The sequence below is a fragment of the Pseudoalteromonas sp. MMG012 genome (assembly GCF_018100875.1).
In the GTDB taxonomy this organism is placed as follows: Bacteria; Pseudomonadota; Gammaproteobacteria; order Enterobacterales; family Alteromonadaceae; genus Pseudoalteromonas; species Pseudoalteromonas aurantia.
This window is the reverse complement of sequence record NZ_JAGJEF010000078.1, coordinates 1-21829: the sequence shown is the minus strand read 5'-3', so window position 1 is coordinate 21829 and position 21829 is coordinate 1. Positions and strand designations below refer to the sequence as shown.

At 39.0% G+C, this 21829-nt stretch carries 21 protein-coding genes and 2 pseudogenes; 8 read left to right on the top strand and 15 right to left on the bottom strand.

Annotated features, from left to right (window positions below; all coding sequences use genetic code 11):
* The 11 genes from J8L97_RS19380 to J8L97_RS19330 form a co-directional block, all read right to left on the bottom strand.
* The coding region (locus J8L97_RS19380) for a sigma factor (RefSeq protein ID WP_282098561.1) at window positions 1-163 on the bottom strand (163 nt) is incomplete at its 3' end.
* Between the two features lie 74 nt (window positions 164-237).
* Window positions 238-933, bottom strand: a complete 696-nt coding sequence (locus J8L97_RS19375) for a glutathione S-transferase family protein (protein ID WP_211052215.1) — start codon at window positions 931-933, stop codon at window positions 238-240.
* 112 nt (window positions 934-1045) lie between these two features.
* Window positions 1046-2452 (bottom strand): ATP-binding protein, encoded by a 1407-nt coding sequence (locus tag J8L97_RS19370; protein WP_211052213.1) that lies wholly within the window; start codon window positions 2450-2452, stop codon window positions 1046-1048.
* Between the two features lie 57 nt (window positions 2453-2509).
* Complete coding sequence (locus J8L97_RS19365) at window positions 2510-3091, bottom strand: thymidine kinase (RefSeq protein WP_210994771.1); 582 nt, start codon at window positions 3089-3091, stop codon at window positions 2510-2512.
* 94 nt (window positions 3092-3185) lie between these two features.
* A complete protein-coding gene (locus tag J8L97_RS19360) occupies window positions 3186-3965 on the bottom strand; it encodes an amino acid ABC transporter substrate-binding protein (RefSeq protein ID WP_211052212.1) in 780 nt (259 codons plus the stop codon).
* A gap of 124 nt (window positions 3966-4089) precedes the next feature.
* The gene (locus tag J8L97_RS19355; protein ID WP_210994769.1) at window positions 4090-5454 is read right to left on the bottom strand and encodes a DNA-3-methyladenine glycosylase 2 family protein; all 1365 of its coding nucleotides are present in this window, start codon (window positions 5452-5454) and stop codon (window positions 4090-4092) included.
* A 118-nt stretch (window positions 5455-5572) separates the two neighbouring features.
* Window positions 5573-6181, bottom strand: a complete 609-nt coding sequence (locus J8L97_RS19350; RefSeq protein WP_210994768.1) for a superoxide dismutase — start codon at window positions 6179-6181, stop codon at window positions 5573-5575.
* A gap of 21 nt (window positions 6182-6202) precedes the next feature.
* Window positions 6203-6709: a hypothetical protein gene (locus tag J8L97_RS19345; protein ID WP_192510024.1), complete on the bottom strand. Its 507-nt coding sequence runs from the start codon at window positions 6707-6709 to the stop codon at window positions 6203-6205.
* Between the two features lie 190 nt (window positions 6710-6899).
* Window positions 6900-9995, bottom strand: a complete 3096-nt coding sequence (locus tag J8L97_RS19340; RefSeq protein ID WP_211052211.1) for an efflux RND transporter permease subunit — start codon at window positions 9993-9995, stop codon at window positions 6900-6902.
* 9 nt (window positions 9996-10004) lie between these two features.
* Complete coding sequence (locus J8L97_RS19335; protein WP_211052210.1) at window positions 10005-11135, bottom strand: efflux RND transporter periplasmic adaptor subunit; 1131 nt, start codon at window positions 11133-11135, stop codon at window positions 10005-10007.
* Between the two features lie 45 nt (window positions 11136-11180).
* Window positions 11181-11546, bottom strand: a complete 366-nt coding sequence (locus tag J8L97_RS19330) for a hypothetical protein (RefSeq protein ID WP_211052209.1) — start codon at window positions 11544-11546, stop codon at window positions 11181-11183.
* Window positions 11547-11822: 276 nt separating this feature from the next.
* On the opposite strand from J8L97_RS19330, the gene bfr (J8L97_RS19325) reads away from it, so the two are divergent.
* Together bfr (J8L97_RS19325) and bfr (J8L97_RS19320) are read left to right on the top strand one after the other, a co-directional pair.
* Window positions 11823-12293 carry a bacterioferritin gene (bfr, locus tag J8L97_RS19325; RefSeq protein WP_192510020.1) on the top strand — a complete coding sequence of 157 codons (471 nt, stop codon included), beginning with the start codon at window positions 11823-11825 and terminating at the stop codon, window positions 12291-12293.
* Between the two features lie 9 nt (window positions 12294-12302).
* A complete protein-coding gene (gene bfr / locus J8L97_RS19320; protein ID WP_211052208.1) occupies window positions 12303-12767 on the top strand; it encodes a bacterioferritin in 465 nt (154 codons plus the stop codon).
* A 72-nt stretch (window positions 12768-12839) separates the two neighbouring features.
* Here bfr (J8L97_RS19320) and J8L97_RS19315 read toward each other — a convergent pair whose 3' ends face one another.
* The 3 genes from J8L97_RS19315 to J8L97_RS19305 form a co-directional block, all read right to left on the bottom strand.
* Window positions 12840-13034 carry a bacterioferritin-associated ferredoxin gene (locus tag J8L97_RS19315; RefSeq protein WP_210994762.1) on the bottom strand — a complete coding sequence of 65 codons (195 nt, stop codon included), beginning with the start codon at window positions 13032-13034 and terminating at the stop codon, window positions 12840-12842.
* Window positions 13035-13233: 199 nt separating this feature from the next.
* On the bottom strand, window positions 13234-16002 hold the full coding sequence (locus J8L97_RS19310; protein ID WP_211052207.1) for an ATP-binding protein: 2769 nt from the start codon (window positions 16000-16002) through the stop codon (window positions 13234-13236).
* Window positions 16003-16091: 89 nt separating this feature from the next.
* Window positions 16092-16982, bottom strand: a complete 891-nt coding sequence (locus J8L97_RS19305; protein WP_211052206.1) for a cation diffusion facilitator family transporter — start codon at window positions 16980-16982, stop codon at window positions 16092-16094.
* 334 nt (window positions 16983-17316) lie between these two features.
* On the opposite strand from J8L97_RS19305, the gene J8L97_RS23630 reads away from it, so the two are divergent.
* The 6 genes and pseudogenes from J8L97_RS23630 to J8L97_RS19285 all read left to right on the top strand — a co-directional run bounded on the left by J8L97_RS23630 (window position 17317) and on the right by J8L97_RS19285 (window position 21613).
* Complete coding sequence (locus J8L97_RS23630; RefSeq protein WP_247688745.1) at window positions 17317-18021, top strand: hypothetical protein; 705 nt, start codon at window positions 17317-17319, stop codon at window positions 18019-18021.
* Window positions 18022-18501 (top strand): response regulator, encoded by a 480-nt coding sequence (locus J8L97_RS23625; protein WP_247688744.1) that lies wholly within the window; start codon window positions 18022-18024, stop codon window positions 18499-18501. It abuts the gene before it with no gap.
* A 16-nt stretch (window positions 18502-18517) separates the two neighbouring features.
* Window positions 18518-18784: pseudogene (locus tag J8L97_RS24115) on the top strand (PAS domain-containing protein); the annotation flags it as partial.
* A gap of 563 nt (window positions 18785-19347) precedes the next feature.
* Window positions 19348-19479 (top strand): annotated as a pseudogene (locus J8L97_RS24110) (PAS domain-containing protein); the annotation flags it as partial.
* 45 nt (window positions 19480-19524) lie between these two features.
* Complete coding sequence (locus J8L97_RS19290; protein ID WP_211052202.1) at window positions 19525-21270, top strand: ATP-binding protein; 1746 nt, start codon at window positions 19525-19527, stop codon at window positions 21268-21270.
* The gene (locus J8L97_RS19285) at window positions 21257-21613 is read left to right on the top strand and encodes an Hpt domain-containing protein (protein ID WP_211052200.1); all 357 of its coding nucleotides are present in this window, start codon (window positions 21257-21259) and stop codon (window positions 21611-21613) included. The genes J8L97_RS19290 and J8L97_RS19285 overlap by 14 nt, the downstream gene beginning before the upstream one ends.
* A 21-nt stretch (window positions 21614-21634) precedes the next feature.
* On the opposite strand, the gene J8L97_RS19280 is transcribed toward J8L97_RS19285, so the two are convergent.
* Window positions 21635-21829: hypothetical protein (locus tag J8L97_RS19280; RefSeq protein WP_211052199.1), on the bottom strand; the 195-nt coding region annotated here is incomplete at its 5' end.

The window sequence follows — 21829 nt, the reverse complement described above, 5'->3', positions numbered from 1 at the left end:
AGGATTTAACTTTTTTCGTATCTTTCACTGTATCTAGGTTTTGATAAGTCTTGATCAGAATGTCTTGTAATAAGTCTTCGACATCACTTGGGTTTGAAATATGCTTGTACAAAAACGCCTTGACGCTACTTTGATAATCAGCCCAAATAGCTTCTAAGTTCATAAAGTATTCCTTGTGCTCCAATCACGTAAAATATCGGTGAGCAGAAGTGCCGCACGGCACTCCTCTTATAACAATTAACAACAAGCACTTAAATTGCTGCTACTCGGTTGATTTACGTGACTGTTGTTTGCTAAATAAGTATTTGTCAGATAAAAGTCTTTAAATTGTAATTCAAAGTCATCTGAGACCGTATTATCCATAATCGTGGTCGCCAGCACTGCACTTTGCCATGCCTGAGCTTTTGGTAAATCACATAAAAAGTCATGTCCTGTATATTTTTTAACAATGGCGGCTCGGTGTAAAAGCGGTAACCATGCGATATCTACATTACTTAGACTGTCTGATTTAAAAAATTGTGTTTTACCTGACAACTGAGCTTCTATTTTATTAAATATTTCATTTAACTTGCCAGCACGCATTGTGAAGGTTTCTTCATTTTTACTGCTCATGGTGCCACATTGTGCTAAGTAGTTTTTAGTACCTAAATAACTCCATGCCCTATCCAGAGCGCGTTGCTCGTTACTTACGTTCGTTTCCAATGGGCCATATTCATCTTCAATATATTCAACGATAGCATCCGATTCAAATATCGTGATTCCATTTTCACTTATCATGACCGGAACTTGTCCATTAGGCGAAATATTCAAAAACCAGTCTGGCTTATCTTGAAGGTTTATATATTGGATCTCATAAGAAACATTTTTGGCCTCTAACGCCGCAGTGACTCTTTGAACAAAAGGACATATTTTAAAACTCACTAATTTAATCATGCTTTACCTCTAAAGTAATTTCAGTGTCTTTACATCTTTAAGACGGAGGCGTATAAAAAAAGACGACACTTTTTGAAAAAATATAGCGAGATAAGCGAGCGCTAAGCTGCATTTACCAAAACGGTAATGTGACAATAAACGTACTACCAAAGCCAAATTCACTTTCAACATGAATTGTGCCATTGTGACTTTTAACTATTGAATTTGCGATAGTTAACCCTAAACCAGTCGCTGAACCAATCGGCTTTGATGTATAAAACGGGTCGAATATTTGGTGAATATGCTCAGTACTAATACCGCATCCTGAATCTATCACCATTATCTCTAAAAAGGCATCTCGGCGTATCGCTTTAACATGAACGGTATGATTCACATCACACTGTGCTTCCAAAGCATTTATCAATATACAGCCAATGGCTTGGCCTAATAAATCAGCAGCGGCACTAAACGAATCTTTGCACTCTACCATCAACTCAAAAGAGGATGAAGGTTCTAAATTTAAGTTAATAATGACAGCATCAAGAATATCTTGGATACAATTACCGGAGCTCACTTGTTGACTTGAATTGGTAAAAACACTCAAATCTCTAACTATATGTGCAATACGCGTTAAACCTTGCTTTGTTTCATTAACCAAATCCTTACTTTCAGTTTGAATCCAAGGTAAATCAAATTGCCCTTCTATTTCTTTAACAAGTTCTGCCAATTCATTATGCTCACTCGTCACCATACATAATCGCGCCCAAGCATCATTTAACTTAGTAAAATGTTCAGAGATAAATTCGTTATTACTACTAATGGCACTCAAAGGATTGTTAATTTCATGGGCAATGCCGGCAGCGAGTTGCCCGACGGATGCCAGTTTTTCTTGTTGCACTAACACTTGTTGTTGCGCATCTATTTTTTGTTTTGCCAATTCAAGCGCTATGTTTCGTTGCTCAAGTTCATAAGTGCGCTCGGCTACACATTGCTCCAGTTCTTCATTAAACGACGACAGCCTCTTGGCCATATTGGCGAGTTTAACTAGGTGTTCATATGATCTTAAAGACGCGGTAATAACAGTATAAAGTCGTTCTTTTGTTAACTCAGTCTTCGTTTTATAATCATTGATATCATATTTCAGCATCAATTCATGTTCAGGAATAGAACCTGGTTGCCCAGTCCTAAGTACAATCCTGACAGTCTCATTACATAACACTTGCCTAATTTCTTGCGCACATTCAAGCCCAGCTTCATCACTTTCCATTATGACATCTAACAAAACCAGCGCAATATCTGGTGTATCTTTTAAAATAGTAAGTGCTTCGATTTTACTATAAGCATGCACTAATTGAAGGGAGCGCTGCTCAAATTTATAGCTTCTTAACACTAACTTAGAGAGTTGATGAACGGACTCATCATCATCAACAATTAAGACATACCAAGGATCATGGTTGCTTATTTGGGGCTGCCTTGCTTGTGGCTTTGCCTGCTCAGGCTCACTGGAAAACAACGCAAGAGGTTTATTTCTATCTGTCATAACTGCCCAAGGAGTTTTAACACTAAGCTTGGGCGCAATAAGGTGATTTTTCAAGTTCTAAACTTGATTTAACTCCGCTTTATAGTGATGTCTACAGACTGAAACATAGCGGTCATTTCCACCAATTTCAACTTGCGCTCCATCTGCAATCGCTTTGCCATGCTCATCAGTACGCAGCACCCTGTTCGCTTTGCGTCCGCAATGACAAATCGTTTTCAGTTCAATTAATTTATCAGCCCAAGCTAACAAATATTGTGACCCTTCAAACAACTCGCTTCTAAAATCAGTTCTTAACCCGTAACATAAAACGGGAATATCCAATTGGTCAACCACGTCAGTTAATTCATCAACTTGCTTTTTGGTTAAAAATTGGCATTCATCAACTAAAATACAGTCCAATTTAGTTTCATTATGATGAGTTTTGATTAATTGTTTAAGACCTGTGTCATTTGCGTAAATATGCGCATCGGCTTGTAGTCCAATTCGAGAAGCGACTTTACCCACTTGAGCGCGATTATCTATCGCCGCCGTCAAAATAAAAGGATTCATCCCTCTTTCACGATAGTTAAATGCTGATTGTAATAAAGTGGTAGATTTACCCGCATTCATTGCTGAATAATAAAAATAAAGTTGAGCCATTCTTAATCGTTCTACACTAGAAATTTAGCCGTAGTCTACCCAACCAAATACAAATTTGCTATGTTGACTTTACCGTCACTTAGAGTTAACCATATTACTCAATACCGTCATCATCCATTTCAAGATACTCCATATAGAACTCGGCGACTGGCATAGTACCTAATAAAGACCAAATCAAATTAATTTCATGGCTGTTGTGTGTAAAAAACTCTTTTGAAAATGTTAAAAACCCATAGCTCATGTCAAAAGGTGGGTAAACGGATACCAACTCTTGTGAATAAGGGTAGGCGCTCACTTTTTCACCATTAATTAAACACAAACCAATTGAGCCATCAACAACATCTTTCATAACCAAATCATAAGCTTCTGTTTGAGAACTTGTATTAACAATAGCAAAACGTTTGGTATCTATACTTGATGCCGCTGAATAACCACTTGGTATTGCCAAAGAGAGTGCTTTGTTACGCGCTTGAATATGTTGGTAAAGCGCCTCTTTTCCAACGATGCATCGTCCAAAACGGCTAATCGCCACTGTGGAATTCACCGAACCATCCGCGTTAAATGGATAAACCATAAACGCTTCTCTTTCTGTACGGTAACTTGCAATTACGGCATTGACTTTGTTCTTTTTCAGTTCATGCAAACACCGTTGCCAAGGTTTACGAACATAAGTAAAAGAGACTTGTGGGATTTGCGCATCAGTTCGGCGCAATATTTCAATTGCCGCACCGGGATTGTGTCTGGGAACTGCTTGTCCGTTACCCATGTATGCGTGTGACAGCTCCTTATCTTCATAACAAAACGTTAAGTTCACGCCATAAGAGAATGGAGACACTGCCACAAAAGCTAAACTAACCAACCAACGTAATAACAAAGTAAGACCTATAAATATGTTAGCCTCTTTCTAGTATACGCAAATTCATCGAAATTGCCGAAATTGTTGCACTAAACAGTCATCTAGCTGAAACACAAAAATACAACGCTTCCGGCTATAACAACTACAATGTGCGCCAAAGGTGGAATGTCAGATAACTGCGAAACGGTGCACATGTTTGGGTATCAAATGATCCGCACTGTGCAAAAGCTTTTTTAACACCTAAATCTCCCCCTAGATATATATCTGGGTTACTTTGTCCTCTCATTTTTACGTAATCAACAGTCCATGGTCCGACTCCTTTGATATCTAACCATGTATCTAAATCATCGTTATTTTTATGCTCAACGCAATACTGAGCTAAACTACGTAAAGCACTCTTTCTTGCCCCTGGCATTTTAAAAAACTCAAATTCACAGTTTTGTAAAGCATTTGCAGTTGGAAATAACGGTTCATTAGATTGACCTGATAAACCTTTATGTTCAACCAATATACATAGCAAATTGCGAGCTGCTGACACACTCACTTGCTGACCTAGAATGGCACGAATACCAGCTTCGAACACATCCCAAATCCCTGGTAGACGTAGCCCTTGTTCTAATATTAAGCCACTCGGTATATTCGCCTCCAGATATTGATTAATAAACTCTGGATCTGCGTCTAAATCCAAGACGCGACGAATGTTCGCCACAACTAAATGAAGCCCACGGATATCATTGATTTTAATTTCCACATTAAAGCCATGGTTCAATTCATCAAAGTGTGCTGTAAATGCCCCCGTATACTCACCCAAAGAGTACGTTCTTCCGTACTTTCTTTCACCTAGCCATTCTATTGGTTCAATCAATCGCGCACTAAAAAACTGATGCAATGCGAACCAATTGTAAGGGGGGCGAAAAGCCATGAATAACTTAATTGGCGTATCGGAAATAACGCGTTCCTTTCTAAACTGGCTGGGATTGAGTGAAAATAGTTTTGAAAATGCGTCATTAAAACGGCGCAATGAGTTGAAGCCACTGGCAAACGCTATTTGGGAAATTGGTAACTGTGTTTGTTGAAGCAGCTGTTTCGCTAAATCACATTGCTTGTACAACACATATTGTTTTGGGCTAGTGCCATAATACCTTTTAAAAAGCTTATTTAAATAACGTTGAGATATACCTAGTCTATTCGAAAGCCCCTCAACTGACATATGACTCAGCGCACCTTCATCTATGAGTTTTTTAGCTCTCACCGCCGTAGTTTCTACGCCAAGCCATGCATAACTGCCTGGTGCTGAATCTGGTCGACAACGAATACAGGGGCGAAACCCCGCGGCTGCTGCACTATAAGCATGTTCAAAATACGAGACATTTTTTTCGTGGGCCATCGGTGCAGGACAAATTGGCCGGCAGTAAATACCTGTACTTTTAACCGCGACAAAAAATAGCCCATCAAATCGATGATCTCGACTTTTCCTTGCTTGTTGACAAACTTCAGATGAATACATGTGACCACTCATATCTATATCATTGATTATATATTAACTGATATGAAAGCTATGAATGGCCATAAATGGCACTAAATACCAAACAATTTATCTCAATTGTTTATTTATAGTGTATCTATTACAAGGCACCCAAGTACCGTTGCTCAACGTCGGTCCAATTAATTACATTATAAAATGCCGCAATATATTCAGGTCGACGATTTTGATATTTTAGATAGTACGCATGTTCCCACACATCCAAACCTAATATTGGTGTGTGTTGCTCCATCAATGGACTGTCTTGGTTTAAGCTACTAGTAACTTGAAGCGCTTTATTTTCGTCAACCACTAACCATGCCCAGCCGCTCCCAAACCTACTCACCGCTGCTGCCGTAAATTGCTCTTTAAATGTATCAAAACTACCAAACTTTTGATCAATCGCCTTTGCTAATTCACCCGCTTGTAATACACCACCTGTAGGACTCATTACTTGCCAAAATAAACTATGATTGTTATGCCCGCCAACGTGCTCTTGGACGGCCTTTTGCAATAACTCAGGTAGTGTCGAAATGTTGTTTAGTAACCATTGTGTTGGTTTATCTGCGAACTCTGTGCCTTCCAGCGCAGCATTTGCTTTGTTAATATAAGTTTGGTGATGCAGAGTATGGTGGATTTCCATTGTTTTTGCATCAATATGTGGCTCTAATGCATCATAAGCGTATGGCAATGCCGGTAGAGTAAAAGCCATGATTATTCCTCGTTTATTTTACTAATGTAGGGTAATTGAACTATTGATTGGGACGTTAATACTGCTATTAACCTGTACAATCAACTCTGGAAAATGGGGGTGATGACTGGCAAAGTGCAGTAACTCTTGTCGGGTTTTATTTATATGGTGACAAGCTATTTTTGCAATATTTTCATCTGGATGTTGCCTCAACTGCGATACCAACTCATGCGCATCACATAATTTATGGCATGCTTGTGCAGGCCTTCCCATTGCCAAATAACAATCAGCCAGATTATGTGCAGCGACCACAACGGCTGGGCAACAGTGCTCAATTGCACCGCATACATTTCTATCTACTTGTACTTTACAAAATTGCTCAAGTAAGTGGGTTGCTAAAGTCCAAGCTGCAACATATTTATCTCGAGCTTCTAAAAATGCGCCGCGCTCAAACGCATGATTTCCGGCCATAATGTTGCTTTGCCATGGACTTAACGCCATATCTACATAATTTTGAGGGTGTTTTTTAAGTTGTTCAGCTAATGACATAGATTACATTCCAATAACAGTGCCACGCGTTGTAAAGCTATCACACATTCAATACATGACTTCGCTAAACTTACACAATGGGTATGAGGTGTAGCGAATATACACTTTACAAAAGTTATTGCAAATGATTTTTATTTATATTGTCATTAGTGTTATTGCGCACAATAAAGATTCATTGTGCGCAAAACGGTTACTTATAAGATCTAAAATACAATGTGGGCAAAATGTATAATGTCAGTATAGTGGCCGAAAAAATCCCTCCAATGATGACCGTCGCTAAAGGCTTTTGTATTTCAGCGCCAGTGGTTGAAACCAACAGCATCGGTAACAACCCTAATACAGAGGTAATCGCAGTCATCAAAACAGGGGTTAGCCTAGACTGAGCCCCTATCAGCACCGCAGATTGCAAACTATGAGTATGCCGCTGTTGATTAATGCTATCGACCAAAACGACCCCATTCAATACAGCAACACCAAACAATGTAATAAACCCAACAGCACTGGCCACCGATAAATAGAGCCCCGAACTATACAATGCAATCACGCCACCAATAAGAGATAAGGGAATTGCACAAGTTACAATCAATGTTTGCTTAATTGAATTAAAAGCTAAATATAACAAAACCATAACGCCAACTAGTGCCATGGGGATCACAAACAACAAACGTAAATTAGCACGCTGCTGACTTTCAAATTGCCCGCCAATCTTCAAACTATACCCCGACGGTAAAGGCACCTCATTCAATTTTCGTTGAATATCACTGACCACCCCCCCCATGTCTCGACCTGACACATTCGCTTGAATAACAATGCGCCTTTGCACGTCATCTCTTCGGATTTGAGCGGGACCTTGTTGATATCCAATATTGGCCACTTGTGATAACGTAAGCCACGCACCGGTCTCAGATAACACAGGAATGTTTCTGATCGCCGTAAGGCTATTACGTTCATTAGCGTTTAAACGTACTTGAATGTCATAACGCTCGTTGGCAACAATTACCTGACCTGCTCGGGCGCCTCCGATCCCTTGTGATACCACTGACATGACGTCTTTTACTGACATACCATAACGCGACAATGCCGTACGATTTGGCGTTATCATTAATTGCAGCTCACCTCCTAGTTGTTCTGCCGCCACATCCACCGTGCCTTCTACTGCTGCTATTGCTTGTGAAATTACTTCAGCTTGCTCCGTTAATACAGTCAATTCAGGGCCACTTAATTTGATTGACAACTGAGCCTTAACGCCAGATAAGAGCTCATCAACCCTTGTCGCTATTGGTTGTGAAAATGTAAACAAAACGCCTGGAAACTGAGCTAAGTTCTTTGAAATGGCTTTCTCAAGTTCAACGCGAGTTCGTCCGCCCTGTCGCTGTGATGTTGGTTTCAGGCCGATATATATTTCAATATTATTTACTGGCTCAGGATCCCCCCCCAATTCAGGCCTCCCTACTCGACTAAGTGCATAAGTTATTTCTGGAAACGTTAATAACTGTTGCTCAATCTTTGGGGCTAATTCTAAAGACGTTTCAAGGCTAGCCGATGGCGCAAGCGTTACCCGCAAGTTTAATGTCCCCTCTTCCAAGGTAGGAATAAACTCACTGCCTAATTGCTTAAACGAATACAATGCCGCACCTGATGCTATCGCCACAAGTACGCACATTACGCCTACATGATTAAACGCCCATATTAAACTAGACTGGTAAATGTTTGCCAACTTCAATAACAGATGGTTTTTACGGGGCTTCTCTTTGTTCCTCAATAAAAATGAAGACAATGCTGGCAATAATAATAACGCAACGAACAAAGCTGAAATCAACGCAAATATAATACTCATGGCCATGGGCTCAAATAGTTTTGCTTCTACTCCCTCAAAACTAAACAACGGCAGAAACACCACAATAATAATACTCGTTGCCAGTAAAATAGGTTTCGTAACTTGTTGCGCACCTGCTTTTAAATTTTCAATAAACCCGACTTTGCCTAATTGCGCTTGATGAAACAAACGTTCAACCATAACCACAGACCCATCAACTAACATACCAATTGCAACCGCTAGCCCGCCCAATGACATTAAATTGGCTGATATACCAAACAGACTTAACAACATCAAAGCAACTGCAATTGAAATAGGGATCGCCAATAACACTAAAAAAGTGACCGTCACGTCGAGCATAAATAGGAAAAGTACAATCACGATCATTACAAAAGCACTTATTAATGCTTGTGTTATGGTTGATACTGCTGCATTCACCAATTCTGCTTGGTTATATACCGGTATCAGTGTTACACCAGCTGGAAGGGCTTGGTTTATTTTCGGGATCAGGTCGTTGACACTATTGATTGTTTCTGATGTATTGGCGCCTATCCGTTTTAAAACAATACCGCTGATCACTTCCCCATGGCGCTCAATTGACCCATCTCTATTCTTCGATGACATGGAAACAGCACCTTGGCGAATTTCCGCGCCAAGCTTTACCGTCCCGACATCAGATATTTTAACCACAGTACCATCAACGACTTTAACGGGTACTTCCGCAATTTGTTCAAGCCCTTGTGTGTCACTATCAAACCACCCACTCCCTCTTATCGTAACCTGCTCAGCCCCTTTTGGGAGGTACCAACCGCCAGCATTTTGGTTATTATCCGATAAAGCGGTCATCAGTTGCTGTAAAGAAAGCCCATAAGACAACAGTTTATCTCCTGATACGTGTACTTGATACTGCTTGACCTGCCCACCAAATGACAACACATCTGTCACGCCATCGATAGGCATCAACAACCGTTTCACTAACCAGTCATTCAAGCTGCGCAGGGTCATTAAGTCAATATCTGAATCCGGTGATGTTTTCAAAACATACTGAAATATTTGCCCTAACCCAGATGTATTAGGACCCATTTGAGGTGTGCCTATGCCATCTGGAATTAAGTTTTTGGCTTCTTGTAATCGTTCAAATACAAGTTGCCGAGCAAAATAAATATCAACCCCTTCTTTGAAAACAACGGTAATCCCACTTAAGCCTGTTTTTGAAATCGAACGAACTTGCTCAACATCAGGAAGCGCGTACATCACCGCTTCGATGGGATACGTTATTAATTTCTCGACTTCTTCAGCACCAAGGCCTGGTGCTTGCGTATTAACGGCTACTTGTACATTAGTCACATCAGGAAAGGCATCAAGATTTAATTTATTTGCTTGAAATACACTAAGTACTAAAACGGTGATAAACACACCGATCACGAATACACGTTGTTCAATAACAACTGACACTAATCGATTAAGCATTGCCCTCTCCTAATGGTTGTGAACATCAAAGTTAGATTTCGCCGCTTGTGCATTTAAGAAAAATACACCTCCAGTCACCAACTGCTCACCCACCATCAAGCCGGTTACTTCGACTTGGTCACCATAATCTTTCGTTATTTTTATTTCTTTGACGACATAATGTCCTGGTTCTGATTCAATAAAAACTTGCCAATCACCATCAGCACTTTGACTCAGAGCCCCCCTAGAAATTAATAATTGAGGTTCAGTTCCAGCTGTCACAAACTCCGTTTTTACAAACATACCTGCGTGAAGCATGTGGTTAGGGTTGTTTACAACAACGCGAATAAGGGCTGTTCTAGTTTTTGGGTCTATACTATGTCCGGCCTGAAGCAAACGAGCCATAAATCGTTGGCCGGCATGTAATATACTGATTTTAGAATTAAGGTATATTTCCAAATCTTGATCTTGCGACAGCTTTGCTTGAACCCAGACTTGCGCTTCATTACTTATTTTCGCAATAACTTCTCCACCAGAAAAGCGGCGCCCTAGGGTTAATTGCTCTTGTAGTATGGTGCCATCAAGTTGTGCATAAATATTGTAAAGCCCCAGTTGCTTGGCATGTTTTTTTTGAGTATTAATAATATCTGATTCATTAAAACCATAATCTCTTAACTGACTTGCGGCGGCCTCTCGCTCAGCTTTCCCTAGCAAGTATGCCTTTTCACTCACAGCTTCACCTTTGAGTTTCGTTACTCGCTGCCACTCATCTTCTGCCAATCGGTAGCGGATCTGTGCTTTTGCGACCTCATAGCTATATAAAGTGGCTAACTTTTGCTGACTTTTGACTTTTTCACCCAAGCTCACATAACGTTTTTTAACCTGTGAAGGCACTGCAATGCTCACCAGCTCAGTTGTGAAATCATTATTAATCACCTCAGCAGGCGCTACAGCAACAACTTTGTTGTAACTGAGCACCACTGTACTCACTTCGACCCCACTATTGGCTTGTTGACGCGTCGTTAATTCAATACCGCTGTTGTCTACGTGATCATGATCGTTCTCACTCGCCTTAACCGGCAAAGTAAACATCAGTGCTAATGCATATACACGCACATTCAAACCCATAGACTTAATGTCTATAAAATTAATTTTTTTCATATTTTGATTCTCAGTAATTAAAAAAGGAACAGTTTGATTTAATTACTAAGCTAGAGGAGGTCGAAGCGGGACTTTGTATTGGGCATTTATAAACACATGTTGTGTATGATGATGATGTACAGACTTATAACCGGTGTTATTTGTTAAAGCCCCCATCCATAAATCATGGCTCAAATGGCACACATGACAATGGGCATCATTTGCGGCTTCTGATAACTGTGCACTTAAATTGTCATGTTGTATTTTATGGCGTTCATGATCATCGGAAGCCTGACAGTGCGCTTCTAAAATTTGAGTCGCATCAAGCAGGTGTGTTGTCAAATGAAAAGCATCATTGTTTTTAGCTACATCGAAACTATCCAGCAAAGGCTGGCATAGTAACAACAAGACTAAAATAAATGATTTATACATAGAAACCAAAAAATGAGGGTGTTAAACAGTAACATACCCAACTACGCCCCCTAACTCAAGAAAAAAGCATAGGCTTAAGCACAAGCGCTCCATTTGCGGGTGGCTTGATCAACAAACGACAAAAGCTTAATGCAAATAATTCTATTCTAATTGTTTAAAAACAAACTGTAATACGAATCAAAACCAATTGCAAGCAAATGATTTATAAGCATTTTTATTGACAGGGCAGTGTTTTTGGATAAACTGGCGACAATTAAATTTATGAAGGTGAATAGTATGCAAGGTAAGCAAAAAGTCATTGATGCATTTAATGCACTTCTGGCAAACGAGTTAGCGGCAATTGATCAGTACTTTATCCATTCACGCATGTATGATGATTGGGGCCTGGGCAAACTATATGAGCGCCTTAATCATGAAATGGAAGAGGAAACAACCCACGCTGATTGGCTTATTAAGCGTATACTATTCCTCGAAGGTGTACCTAATATGACTAATCGTCGTGATTTACTGATTGGTCACGACGTAAAATCAATGATGCAAAACGATTTAACACTTGAGCTTGAAGTCGTCTCCAGTGTTAAAAATGCAATTGCAATTTGCGAGCAAGAACAAGATTATCAATCTCGTGAAGTATTATCGAAACTATTATTCGATACGGAAGAAGATCATGTGTATTGGCTTGAACAGCAACTTGGTTTAATGGAAAAAATTGGTTCGCAAAATTACATTCAATCTCAAATTGGGTAAGGCACTATCATGAAAGGAAATAAAGACGTTATTATTGCTTTAAATAAGGTGCTCGCAAATGAACTTGTTGGCATTAATCAGTATTTTTTGCATGCGCGTATGTTTAAAGATTTTGGTTTTATGCAACTAGATAAAGCAGACTACAAAACATCCATTCAAAAAATGAAAAACGCAGACCGAATAATTGAACGAATACTATTCTTAGAGGGATTACCAAACCTGCAAGATTTAGGTCGACTAAAAATTGGTGAGAATAGTGAAGAAATGATAGCGGCCAACATGGCATTTGAGCAACTATCGATCATTGACTTAAAGCAGGCGATTGCGCTCGCAGAACAACACCAAGATTACATATCTCGTGATGCGTTAGATAAAATAATGAACGAACAAGAAGAGCAAATTGACTGGCTTGAAACTCAACAACACTTAATTAAGGTGACAGGGATAGAGAATTATTTACAGTCTCAACTCTAATGGAAAAGTCATATACCCATTAAAAAAGGGCTTCTAAGCCCTTTTTTAATCAATGAGAATGTTGATCGTGTTTTAAGCGACTTTGTCGGTTATATCAACAATATCTATTAGTTTCTCATTAAGTATCTTTTTAGTGCAGTTTGTACACTTCCCACATTGTGTACCCACACCCAATTCTTTGCTTAACTCACGCATGCTAGTCGCACCATTTTCGATGGTTTGAACTATTTTCTTGTCTGTGACGCCATGGCATATGCAGATATACATGAATGAAAACCAATCTCAATAACATTAACTGCTGCTAAGTTTAATCTAAACAAAAATAGTTATCAACTCGATATAGATAAAAAATGAGAATTATTGCTATTATAATAAGGTCGGGTAACATAAGTTCCTCTGCTCATTGAGAAACTAGCCGCTTTTTAATTACCGCAAATAGCCGTAAAATCCGAATTATTAAGCTTAATTACACCCTATACCAATGTGCAATGGCTTTAAACAGTAACTCTTCGTCGATTGGCTTGGCGACGAAGTCGTCCATTCCATATTGTAAGCATTTCAATCTATCTTCATTATATGCATTTGCAGTAATGGCAATAATATACGGCGTGCCATACTTGTCAGGCGCATGCTTAATATGATGTGTGCAATCGAAGCCATCCATATTGGGCATTTGGCAATCCATCAATACTAAAGCTGTGGCATGGTGCTCAAGGTGTTTTAACGCTTCAATACCATCAACGGCCTTATGTAAAGTGCAATTTGTTTTACTTAAAATTTTCGATGCAACAATTTGATTGACCATATTATCTTCCACTAATAGCACTTCAACCCCAGCAAGATCAGGTATTTTTTTAAATGCATGAGTTGCTATATCTGAGTTTGTTGCTGTTGCTGGTAATCTCACTTTAAATCGACTGCCCTTCCCAACCTTACTTTCTAATGATAATGATCCGGCCATTGCTTCTACTAAACGCTTTGTTATGGTTAAACCCAATCCAGTCCCCCCATACTTTCTCGTTGTAGACACATCTGCTTGCGTAAACTCTTGAAATAAAATTTCTTGTTGAGCATCTGAAATGCCAATCCCCGTGTCACTCACACAAACTTCAATATGATCTTCGATAAACTCAACCTTTAACGTGACACTCCCCTGCTCCGTAAATTTCCCCGCATTACTCAGTAAATTATTAATCACTTGCGTCGCTCGTAACGAATCAATAAGGATATATTCCGGCAATTTTGCATCTATTGAATACTCAAATGTCACGCCTGACTTTAATCCTGTTTGCCTAAAAACGGCAGCTAAGCTATCAAACATACGAAATGGATCTGTTGCATGCAAATCCAAAGATAATGCACCGGCTTCAATTTTCGAATAATCCAAAATATCATTTAGGATAAGTAATAAATTACGCGCTGATGTTTGAATAATTTCTAGTTGATGTGCGGATTCTTCATCCTCTTCCAATTGCTCCTTTAATAAGCCGGTTAAACCTATAATACCGTTGAGAGGCGTTCGAATTTCATGACTCATATTAGCCAAAAATTGACTCTTTGCTTTGCTGGCATTATTTGCCGCCGCAACAGCAGCAATAAGTTCTTGCGTTTTTTCATCAACTTGTTGCTCAAGCTTTGAATTAAAATCAGTTAACCTCTTGTTAAGTGCCTCATTTTCTCCACTGGCCATTTGCAACTTAGAAAAGTTCATCGTGAGTTTAAACGCAAGTTGATTAAATTGTTGTTGTAATGCAATCACCTCCAAACAGCTGGTATCTGACTGAGAAGAGTCCTCTATTAGCTTATCTGGTTCAAATTTATGAATGTCATCACTGAGCGCTGCAATCGGTTTAACCAGCATTCGGGTTAATTGACTCACAAAAACACTGCTCAAAACAATAATAAAAACAGCTAACAACAGGGATTGTCCCCACGCTGCAGCTGCTGCCAAATTAACATGCTTGCGCTCAAGCATTGTGACTACAGTCCAGCTTAAGGCTTTCGATTTAAATGCCTGACGATAAAATACCTGCCCATGCTTGGTTGTAAACAATTGCTGGTCTTTTGATAACCAGCCATTAAGCACATCTTTTGGCACCAAATCTAACGTATTGAAATCACTTTTCAAAGAGCTATACACCACTTGGTGACGGCCATCAAGTACAATTAACTCCCCTTTTTGAGACAGCAGTTTGGGAATAAACTGTTCAAGCGATTCAAAAATCAATGAGCCTTCCACAACCCCTTTAAACTCTTCCCCCTCAAAAATTGGTGCTGAAATTGCTACAATGGGATCATCACCAAAGCCACGGCCACGGAAAATATAAGAAATGTAGCCGTCAGGATGAAATGGGGCTTGTATAAAATAATCTCGGTCAGCAATTGAGGGTATATCACCAACTAAACTTTCTTTTAATGCCGCGGGATAATAATGTGATACAAATGCTTTTTCATCTGAAACAATGGCTGTGCGAAGCCCTGAGTGCATCGATATTAAACGCTCCAATGCAAAATCTTTGTCAATACCGTGTGCAATTCCTCGAGCCGTCATTGAAATTGCTCTGGTATAACTTTGTAAATAGTCTTCAACTTGCTTATTGATTGTTTCAGACGCTTCACCAAGCTGGGCTTGCACCTCAAACTCTATTCTACTGTAATGATTATTGGTTAAAATAATTGATGTGATCAAAACCACCAACACAACTAACAAACTGATCGTGTAATTAAGTATTGAATAGAGAGGTTGGGCACGCCATAACGCTCTTATAAGAAAAAAGCTCAGTAAATCGATGACGGCAAGGTACAGTGTCGCGTTAATAAAATACTTTGCTAACGCAGTAAATATCACTAATAAAGGGAGTTGTAATACATAAAAGCCAAAAATAAATAACAATGGCAGGCCGATCACAAACCAAAAACTCAGTCCTCGAGTAAAAAATGGTTTTTTCGGACGTACACAAAATAACTGTAGCCAGAGTATTTCTAATAAAAATACCACGGAGGGCCAGCTATGCCCCCATCTATAAAAAATAAAGCTACCGGTAATAGCAATGGCGAGTACGGCATATTGCCAACCAAATAAAACCAAACAACTTAATACAAATAGTTGGCCAAACAAGAACTCTGAACTATCTAAAAACCAAATGGGTAATAGATTGACAAACCCGCCAATAGTCGCCAGAGCTAGCGTGAGTATAATCGGCTTGTATTTGTTATTCAATGCGAGCAATGGCATGTCTCTTAGCTTAAGTCTCTTAAAGGTAAAAGAAAAACACCATTTTGCCAAGTTATATACTGTAACTACGCAATTTTATTAGCGTACATTTAATGTTCAGGACAATCATGACTTTCTATTTGCAAAACGCAGCTAGAAACACCAAACGTTTTTTGCAAAAGTAACTCAACTTGAGATCGACATGACTCGTCATGATTATCTATTGTACAATGATGTTTTAAAACAATATGCGCACCAACAGCCAACTTACCATCTAGCTCACTGATAGCGATATTGTGAACACTTTCAACATGCTCTGTTCGTAGAATTTCACTTTCAATTTGCTGAATTTTTGGTAATTTCACTGACGTAAAAAACAACCCAATAACACAACTACGAATGACTTTCACACCAGTAAACAAAACAAACATAGAGATCAACATACTAGAAATAATGTCAATCACCTCATAGCCCGTGACATAGATCAAAATACCTGCTGCAAACGTTGATATCGTTGACAGAAGATCAAAAAATGAATGTAAAAAAACAGCATATACATTAATGCTGTCTTTTCTACCTTTGTATAACACCCAGGCTGATGCACCATGAAATAAAAACCCAATCGCAGACACCACTGACATCAAATAAGTATTCACTTCAAAATCATGCCCTTGGCTGTGCTCTAAAAATCGCTCTGAGCCCTCAAACAAAATAACCAATGAAATGATTAAATAAAGAGAGCCATTAATTAGCCCCCCTACATATTCGGTTTTTTTATACCCATCATTGAATGTTTTGGCCAAATGAATAGCCAATGTAGAAGCGATTAAAGCAATGAATAAGCTACTGTTATGAACAAATAAGTGACCTGCATCGGCTGCAACAGCAAGTGAATTCGAGAAGTAGGCACCGATTAATTGAATAACCATAAATGTGCAAGTAATTGCCAAAGCAATTAATAATCGAGCTCGAGAAGCACGATGTGTTGTTATGTCCGTCATTGAAGAAGTTGGAAACCTTAAACTGATGAAATGCTACCGCAAGGGTAATGATATACAGTCGCAATTGTAGCCTGAATTTACTTATGACGCATTAAAAACCTCACTATTTACCCATTTCTATTTCCATGTAAAACAGCAAATATATAAATACAGCCATATATTTGTACCCAATTATAGCTAAAATAATTACTTTTTAATGCAGGTTGCGTCGCTGAATAACCTTACTATAGTAAAAAAGGATGTAGTAATAATGTCCTACTCCTATCGTATGTTAATGCGACTTAGATATAGATAACCCATGTTAGTAATGAAAAATTCATGAATGGACGTAGCCATGGCTCGAAAAGAAATTGAACATATCGAACGCCACCCTAAAGTCGTATTATTGTGCAACAAAGTTGAAGAACTCAGTGGGGTCAGTGATATCATTAGTTCGCAAGTCAGTGCTTTTCGCGTACTCACAAAAATGCATGACATAAAAGAAGTGTTACTTGAGTCTCCCCCCCTTGTCATCATTATCGCGATACCTTCTGTCAGTGCTAGTATTGAACTGTATCGGCAGTTAGCACAACTTGGTTTTCTTGATTACCCCCATGAAAATATATTGCTGTGTGAAAACAAGGAATCAGGCGTTGGATTTCGCTGCTGTATGAAGCACGTCTTCAGCGACTATTTCGTTTATAAACCTATGTATGAAAACTATCGATTGCGCATGATATTACATAATGCGTTATTACGCTGTAAAAATGCACACGACACCACACACATACGAGAAGAGCACTTTGGTAAAATTGATGAAAGTCTCAAACAGCTGATTGATGATGCAGCTGTTTATCATGTTGACGCTCAGCAAACTTTAACAAACGCACGAAAAAATTTAGAACAAGCCAAGGGGGTTAATGATATCCAAACGGCATTAATGAAAGAACTCAGGGCACAGCATATTGATCCCTTGCTAGACCAGCTCGAAAAAAAACTCGCTATGAGCATCGAAGAACTTACTAACAACTTAAAAAACAAGCAAATCACTTTGGCTTAGTTGTCAGCACTATTAATTGAAAAATCGTTGCCTGAAACCACCCACTCAGCAACTGAATATGCAGCTGAAGGCTCTTCCGACAAAGTAATTGCACTGACCAATCGTAATATCAAAATCATGGTCGTTGAAGACAATGAAATTTATCGTGAAATGATCAGTAAAATCCTGATTGACGAAGGACATAATGTAGAAGCGGTATCAAGTGGCTTAGTGGCAATTAAAAAGCTCAAAAAACAAAAATACGATATGATCTTCATGGATTTATTTATGCCAGAGCTTGATGGATATAATACTACCAGAAACATTCGTAATATTAACCACTGTAAAAATTTACCAATTGTTGCGCTTACAAGTAATAAAAACAAAGAGTTAATTCGAAAGTGGGCAACACTTGGATTAACAGCATATATTGCAAAGCCATCTACTAAGCACTCAATATTAAAAACCGTCGAAAAAGCAAAGCGAGCCTTAGCCAGTTAATAGCAAGGATAGACAGATGAGTTCATTACTGGATGCGCTACCTCTTTTAGAGGTCACTGAAAATGGAGAAGTTTGCGCTGCGAACAATCCCGCGTGTGAGCTACTCAACGTCACAATAAATGAACTCCTTGGGAAACCTTTAGCATCACTCTTTGCATTCACACAGCACGTTTCTTATCAGTGCATTAAAATGAATGAGTCAAAAAGTATTACTGCGTATTTTAAAAATAGATTTCCTTATACATTACACTGCTATAAAACAAAACCCAATCATTACGACATACTCATCACTTGTAATCAAACCTATGCCATTACACCGTTAACACCTAACTCAAGTTATATTCTTGATACCGCAATTTCCTGTGCCAAAATAGGGATTTGGCGAGTTGATAACTCACTCAACAATGTTTATTTCTCAGACAGTTTTTATCAGCTTATTAAAAAATCGCGCGCGCAAGGCTTATCTTGGGATCGATTTGTTTCTTTGATCCACCCAGAAGATCAACTTACCTTAAAGTCATTTTTCACTAATTCCATCGCAAATGTACCCTTAAGTCTTGAATTCAGAATGACCATACATGGCCACCTACATTGGTATCAACTCCTTGCAAACCAGCCCAATAATTATAAAAAATACTGGTATGGTACGTTACAGGAGTGCAGCCAAGAAAAACAAATGACAAAAGCATTGTCTGAGGCCAATGAAAATCGCCGCATTGCTTTAGAAGCGGGTAAAATCGGTAATTGGAGCAGCGTAAAACGCAATGGCCATTGGGAATGGGAGTGGGATAAACAAGCCAATGCAATTTTTCAAATGGACCTAACTGAAGATAGCAAAATAACAAGCTGGTTGAGAACATTCACCCACAAGACACCTCGAATGTATTTAAAGCCTTCAGACACGCACTTGATACCGGACATGAGTTTGAGCAAGAATGTCGATATATTCAACCTTCAAACAATATTATTCATGTTTTGGTAAAAGGCCTTGTAAATAAAAATGACCAACTCGAAAGTACTCGTATGGATGGCGTTGTCATTGACCAAACAGCTGCCTATAAAACCAAAGCACAGCTACAAGAAATAAACTTAAGTTTAGAGGAAAAAGTTCGAGCTAGAACCACGGAATTAAATAAAGCACTTGAACATGCTGAAACAGCAAACAAGTCTAAATCGGATTTCCTTTCAATGATGAGCCACGAGCTACGTACACCGATGAATGTCATTATCGATGCACTTGACTTACTTACCCTCCAACAAAATAGTTTTGAAGAACAAGAGTTGTTAGATACGGCATCAATTTCAGCCAATAGCCTCGTAGCAATACTCAATGATATTTTAGACATTACGAAAATAGAAGCTGGCAAGTTAGAGCTTGATTGTATTAGCTTCGACTTTTCAGAGTTACTCTATAACATTTTGGTTGTGTTTGGCCCCATTGCGCGCAGTAAAGGGGTTAATTTGTCCGTATTTGAATCACATACCCTCCCTTTAACAATACACAACGACGACAATAGGATCAGACAAGTACTGTTTAACCTTATAAGTAATGCCATCAAATTTAGCGGGAATGATGAAACACACACTGGAACCGTTGATATTTCAGTTGACTGGCAGCCTGAAAATGAAATTATCCATACCCTCGTTATTTCAGTCAAAGACAATGGCATTGGTATTGATAAAGACACACAAAAAAAATTATTTTCCCCGTTTACACAAGGAGACAAAACCACCACTCGTCGCTTTGGGGGAACAGGGTTAGGGCTTGCAATATGTGGCAGGTTGATTGATTTGATGGGTGGTCAATTAAATCTACACAGCGAATTGAATATAGGCAGCACATTTACAGTACGCATACCGACTTGGCAATTCGAGCCTCGTAAAGTAGATACGCTTTTTTCGGTTATCACCCTCATTTGCTCAAATTCAACGGCACAAAATATACAACAACTTATCAAAATAGTTGATATGTTTTGCAATGAAGTTCATGTGATTGATTGGGATGCCTTACCCCAATTAGATAAGCTCAGTACTTATATACTCGCTGTCGATAACATGCAGTCCTCGTTACAATACAATATGTTAAAAACGATTGACCACAATGCGGTCGTCCTTATGGAAAAAGGTGACATAACACAGCTTAAACAATTAGTTAAAGGCACTCCTACTGAGTTTTTGAGTACACAGACACTATTTTCTATACAAAAACTTTTGAGCCGACTGCTACATACTCGTAATGACTCAACTTACAGTCTTAAGACAACAGATTTTGACCTGAACCTTGTCTGTGATCCCTCCTTGCATAATCAAAGTGCAGATATTGACACGCCACTTATTCAGGTCTGTGACACCTCTTCGCGTTATGCCACAGCTGACGCCAATAAACATGATAACCCTACCATTTTACTGGTCGAAGATAACCCCTTTAACCAGAACCTAATGACCAAACAACTCAATAAACTAGGCTATCAATGTGATATCGCTGAAAATGGGGTTTTAGGTTTAAAGCAATGGCAAAATAAAGCGTATACCTTGATTTTAACTGACTGCCATATGCCTGAAATGGATGGCTATGAGATGACACAGCAGATCCGTGAAATAGAGAATAATTTAGACAAACCACACATTCCTATAATAGCGGTGACAGGAGCTGCGATGAAGGGCGACAGGGACTATTGTTTATCTAAAGGCATGTCTGACTTTATTAGTAAACCGATTACCTTAGCCAAATTTAAAAATGTAATTGGGAGGTGGTATGAAGGAGCGTGAAGTAGGTGAGTTACAAACCATAAATCAACAAGTAATGATTGACCTTATAGGCAATGACCACAATGAAATTATGCGCTTTCAACAACAATTTTTATTACAAGCAAAACAAAGCTTACAACATATCGCCACATTTTATCGTACCGAGCAACTGGCAAAAATAAAAGAAGAAGCGCATTTTTTGAAAACCTCGGCCAAAGCCGTCGGCGCCGAAATTTGCGCTCATCATTTACAAACCCTTGAAAACTCTTCACAAGAACAAGATAAAGCCACCTGTAAATTACACATTCAGAGCCTGAGCGAAGAATTGAAACGGGTGTATCACTGTATTACACCTAATGGCTGACACCAATTCACCTCGCTTTATCTAAAGCACCTTACTGGCTGCTATGAGCGCGAAGCAGACGGCCAGCAAACTCGTTTTTGGACAAAAACGTTTTAGGTCGTCGGCTGTATTAGGTGAATTTCGCATAAAAATTCTATGGGCTAACGCTTCAATAAGCGGTGAGTAACAGTTTGCTAAAATGTGGAATGCAGTGACACTGAGCAAACTGTTACTAAC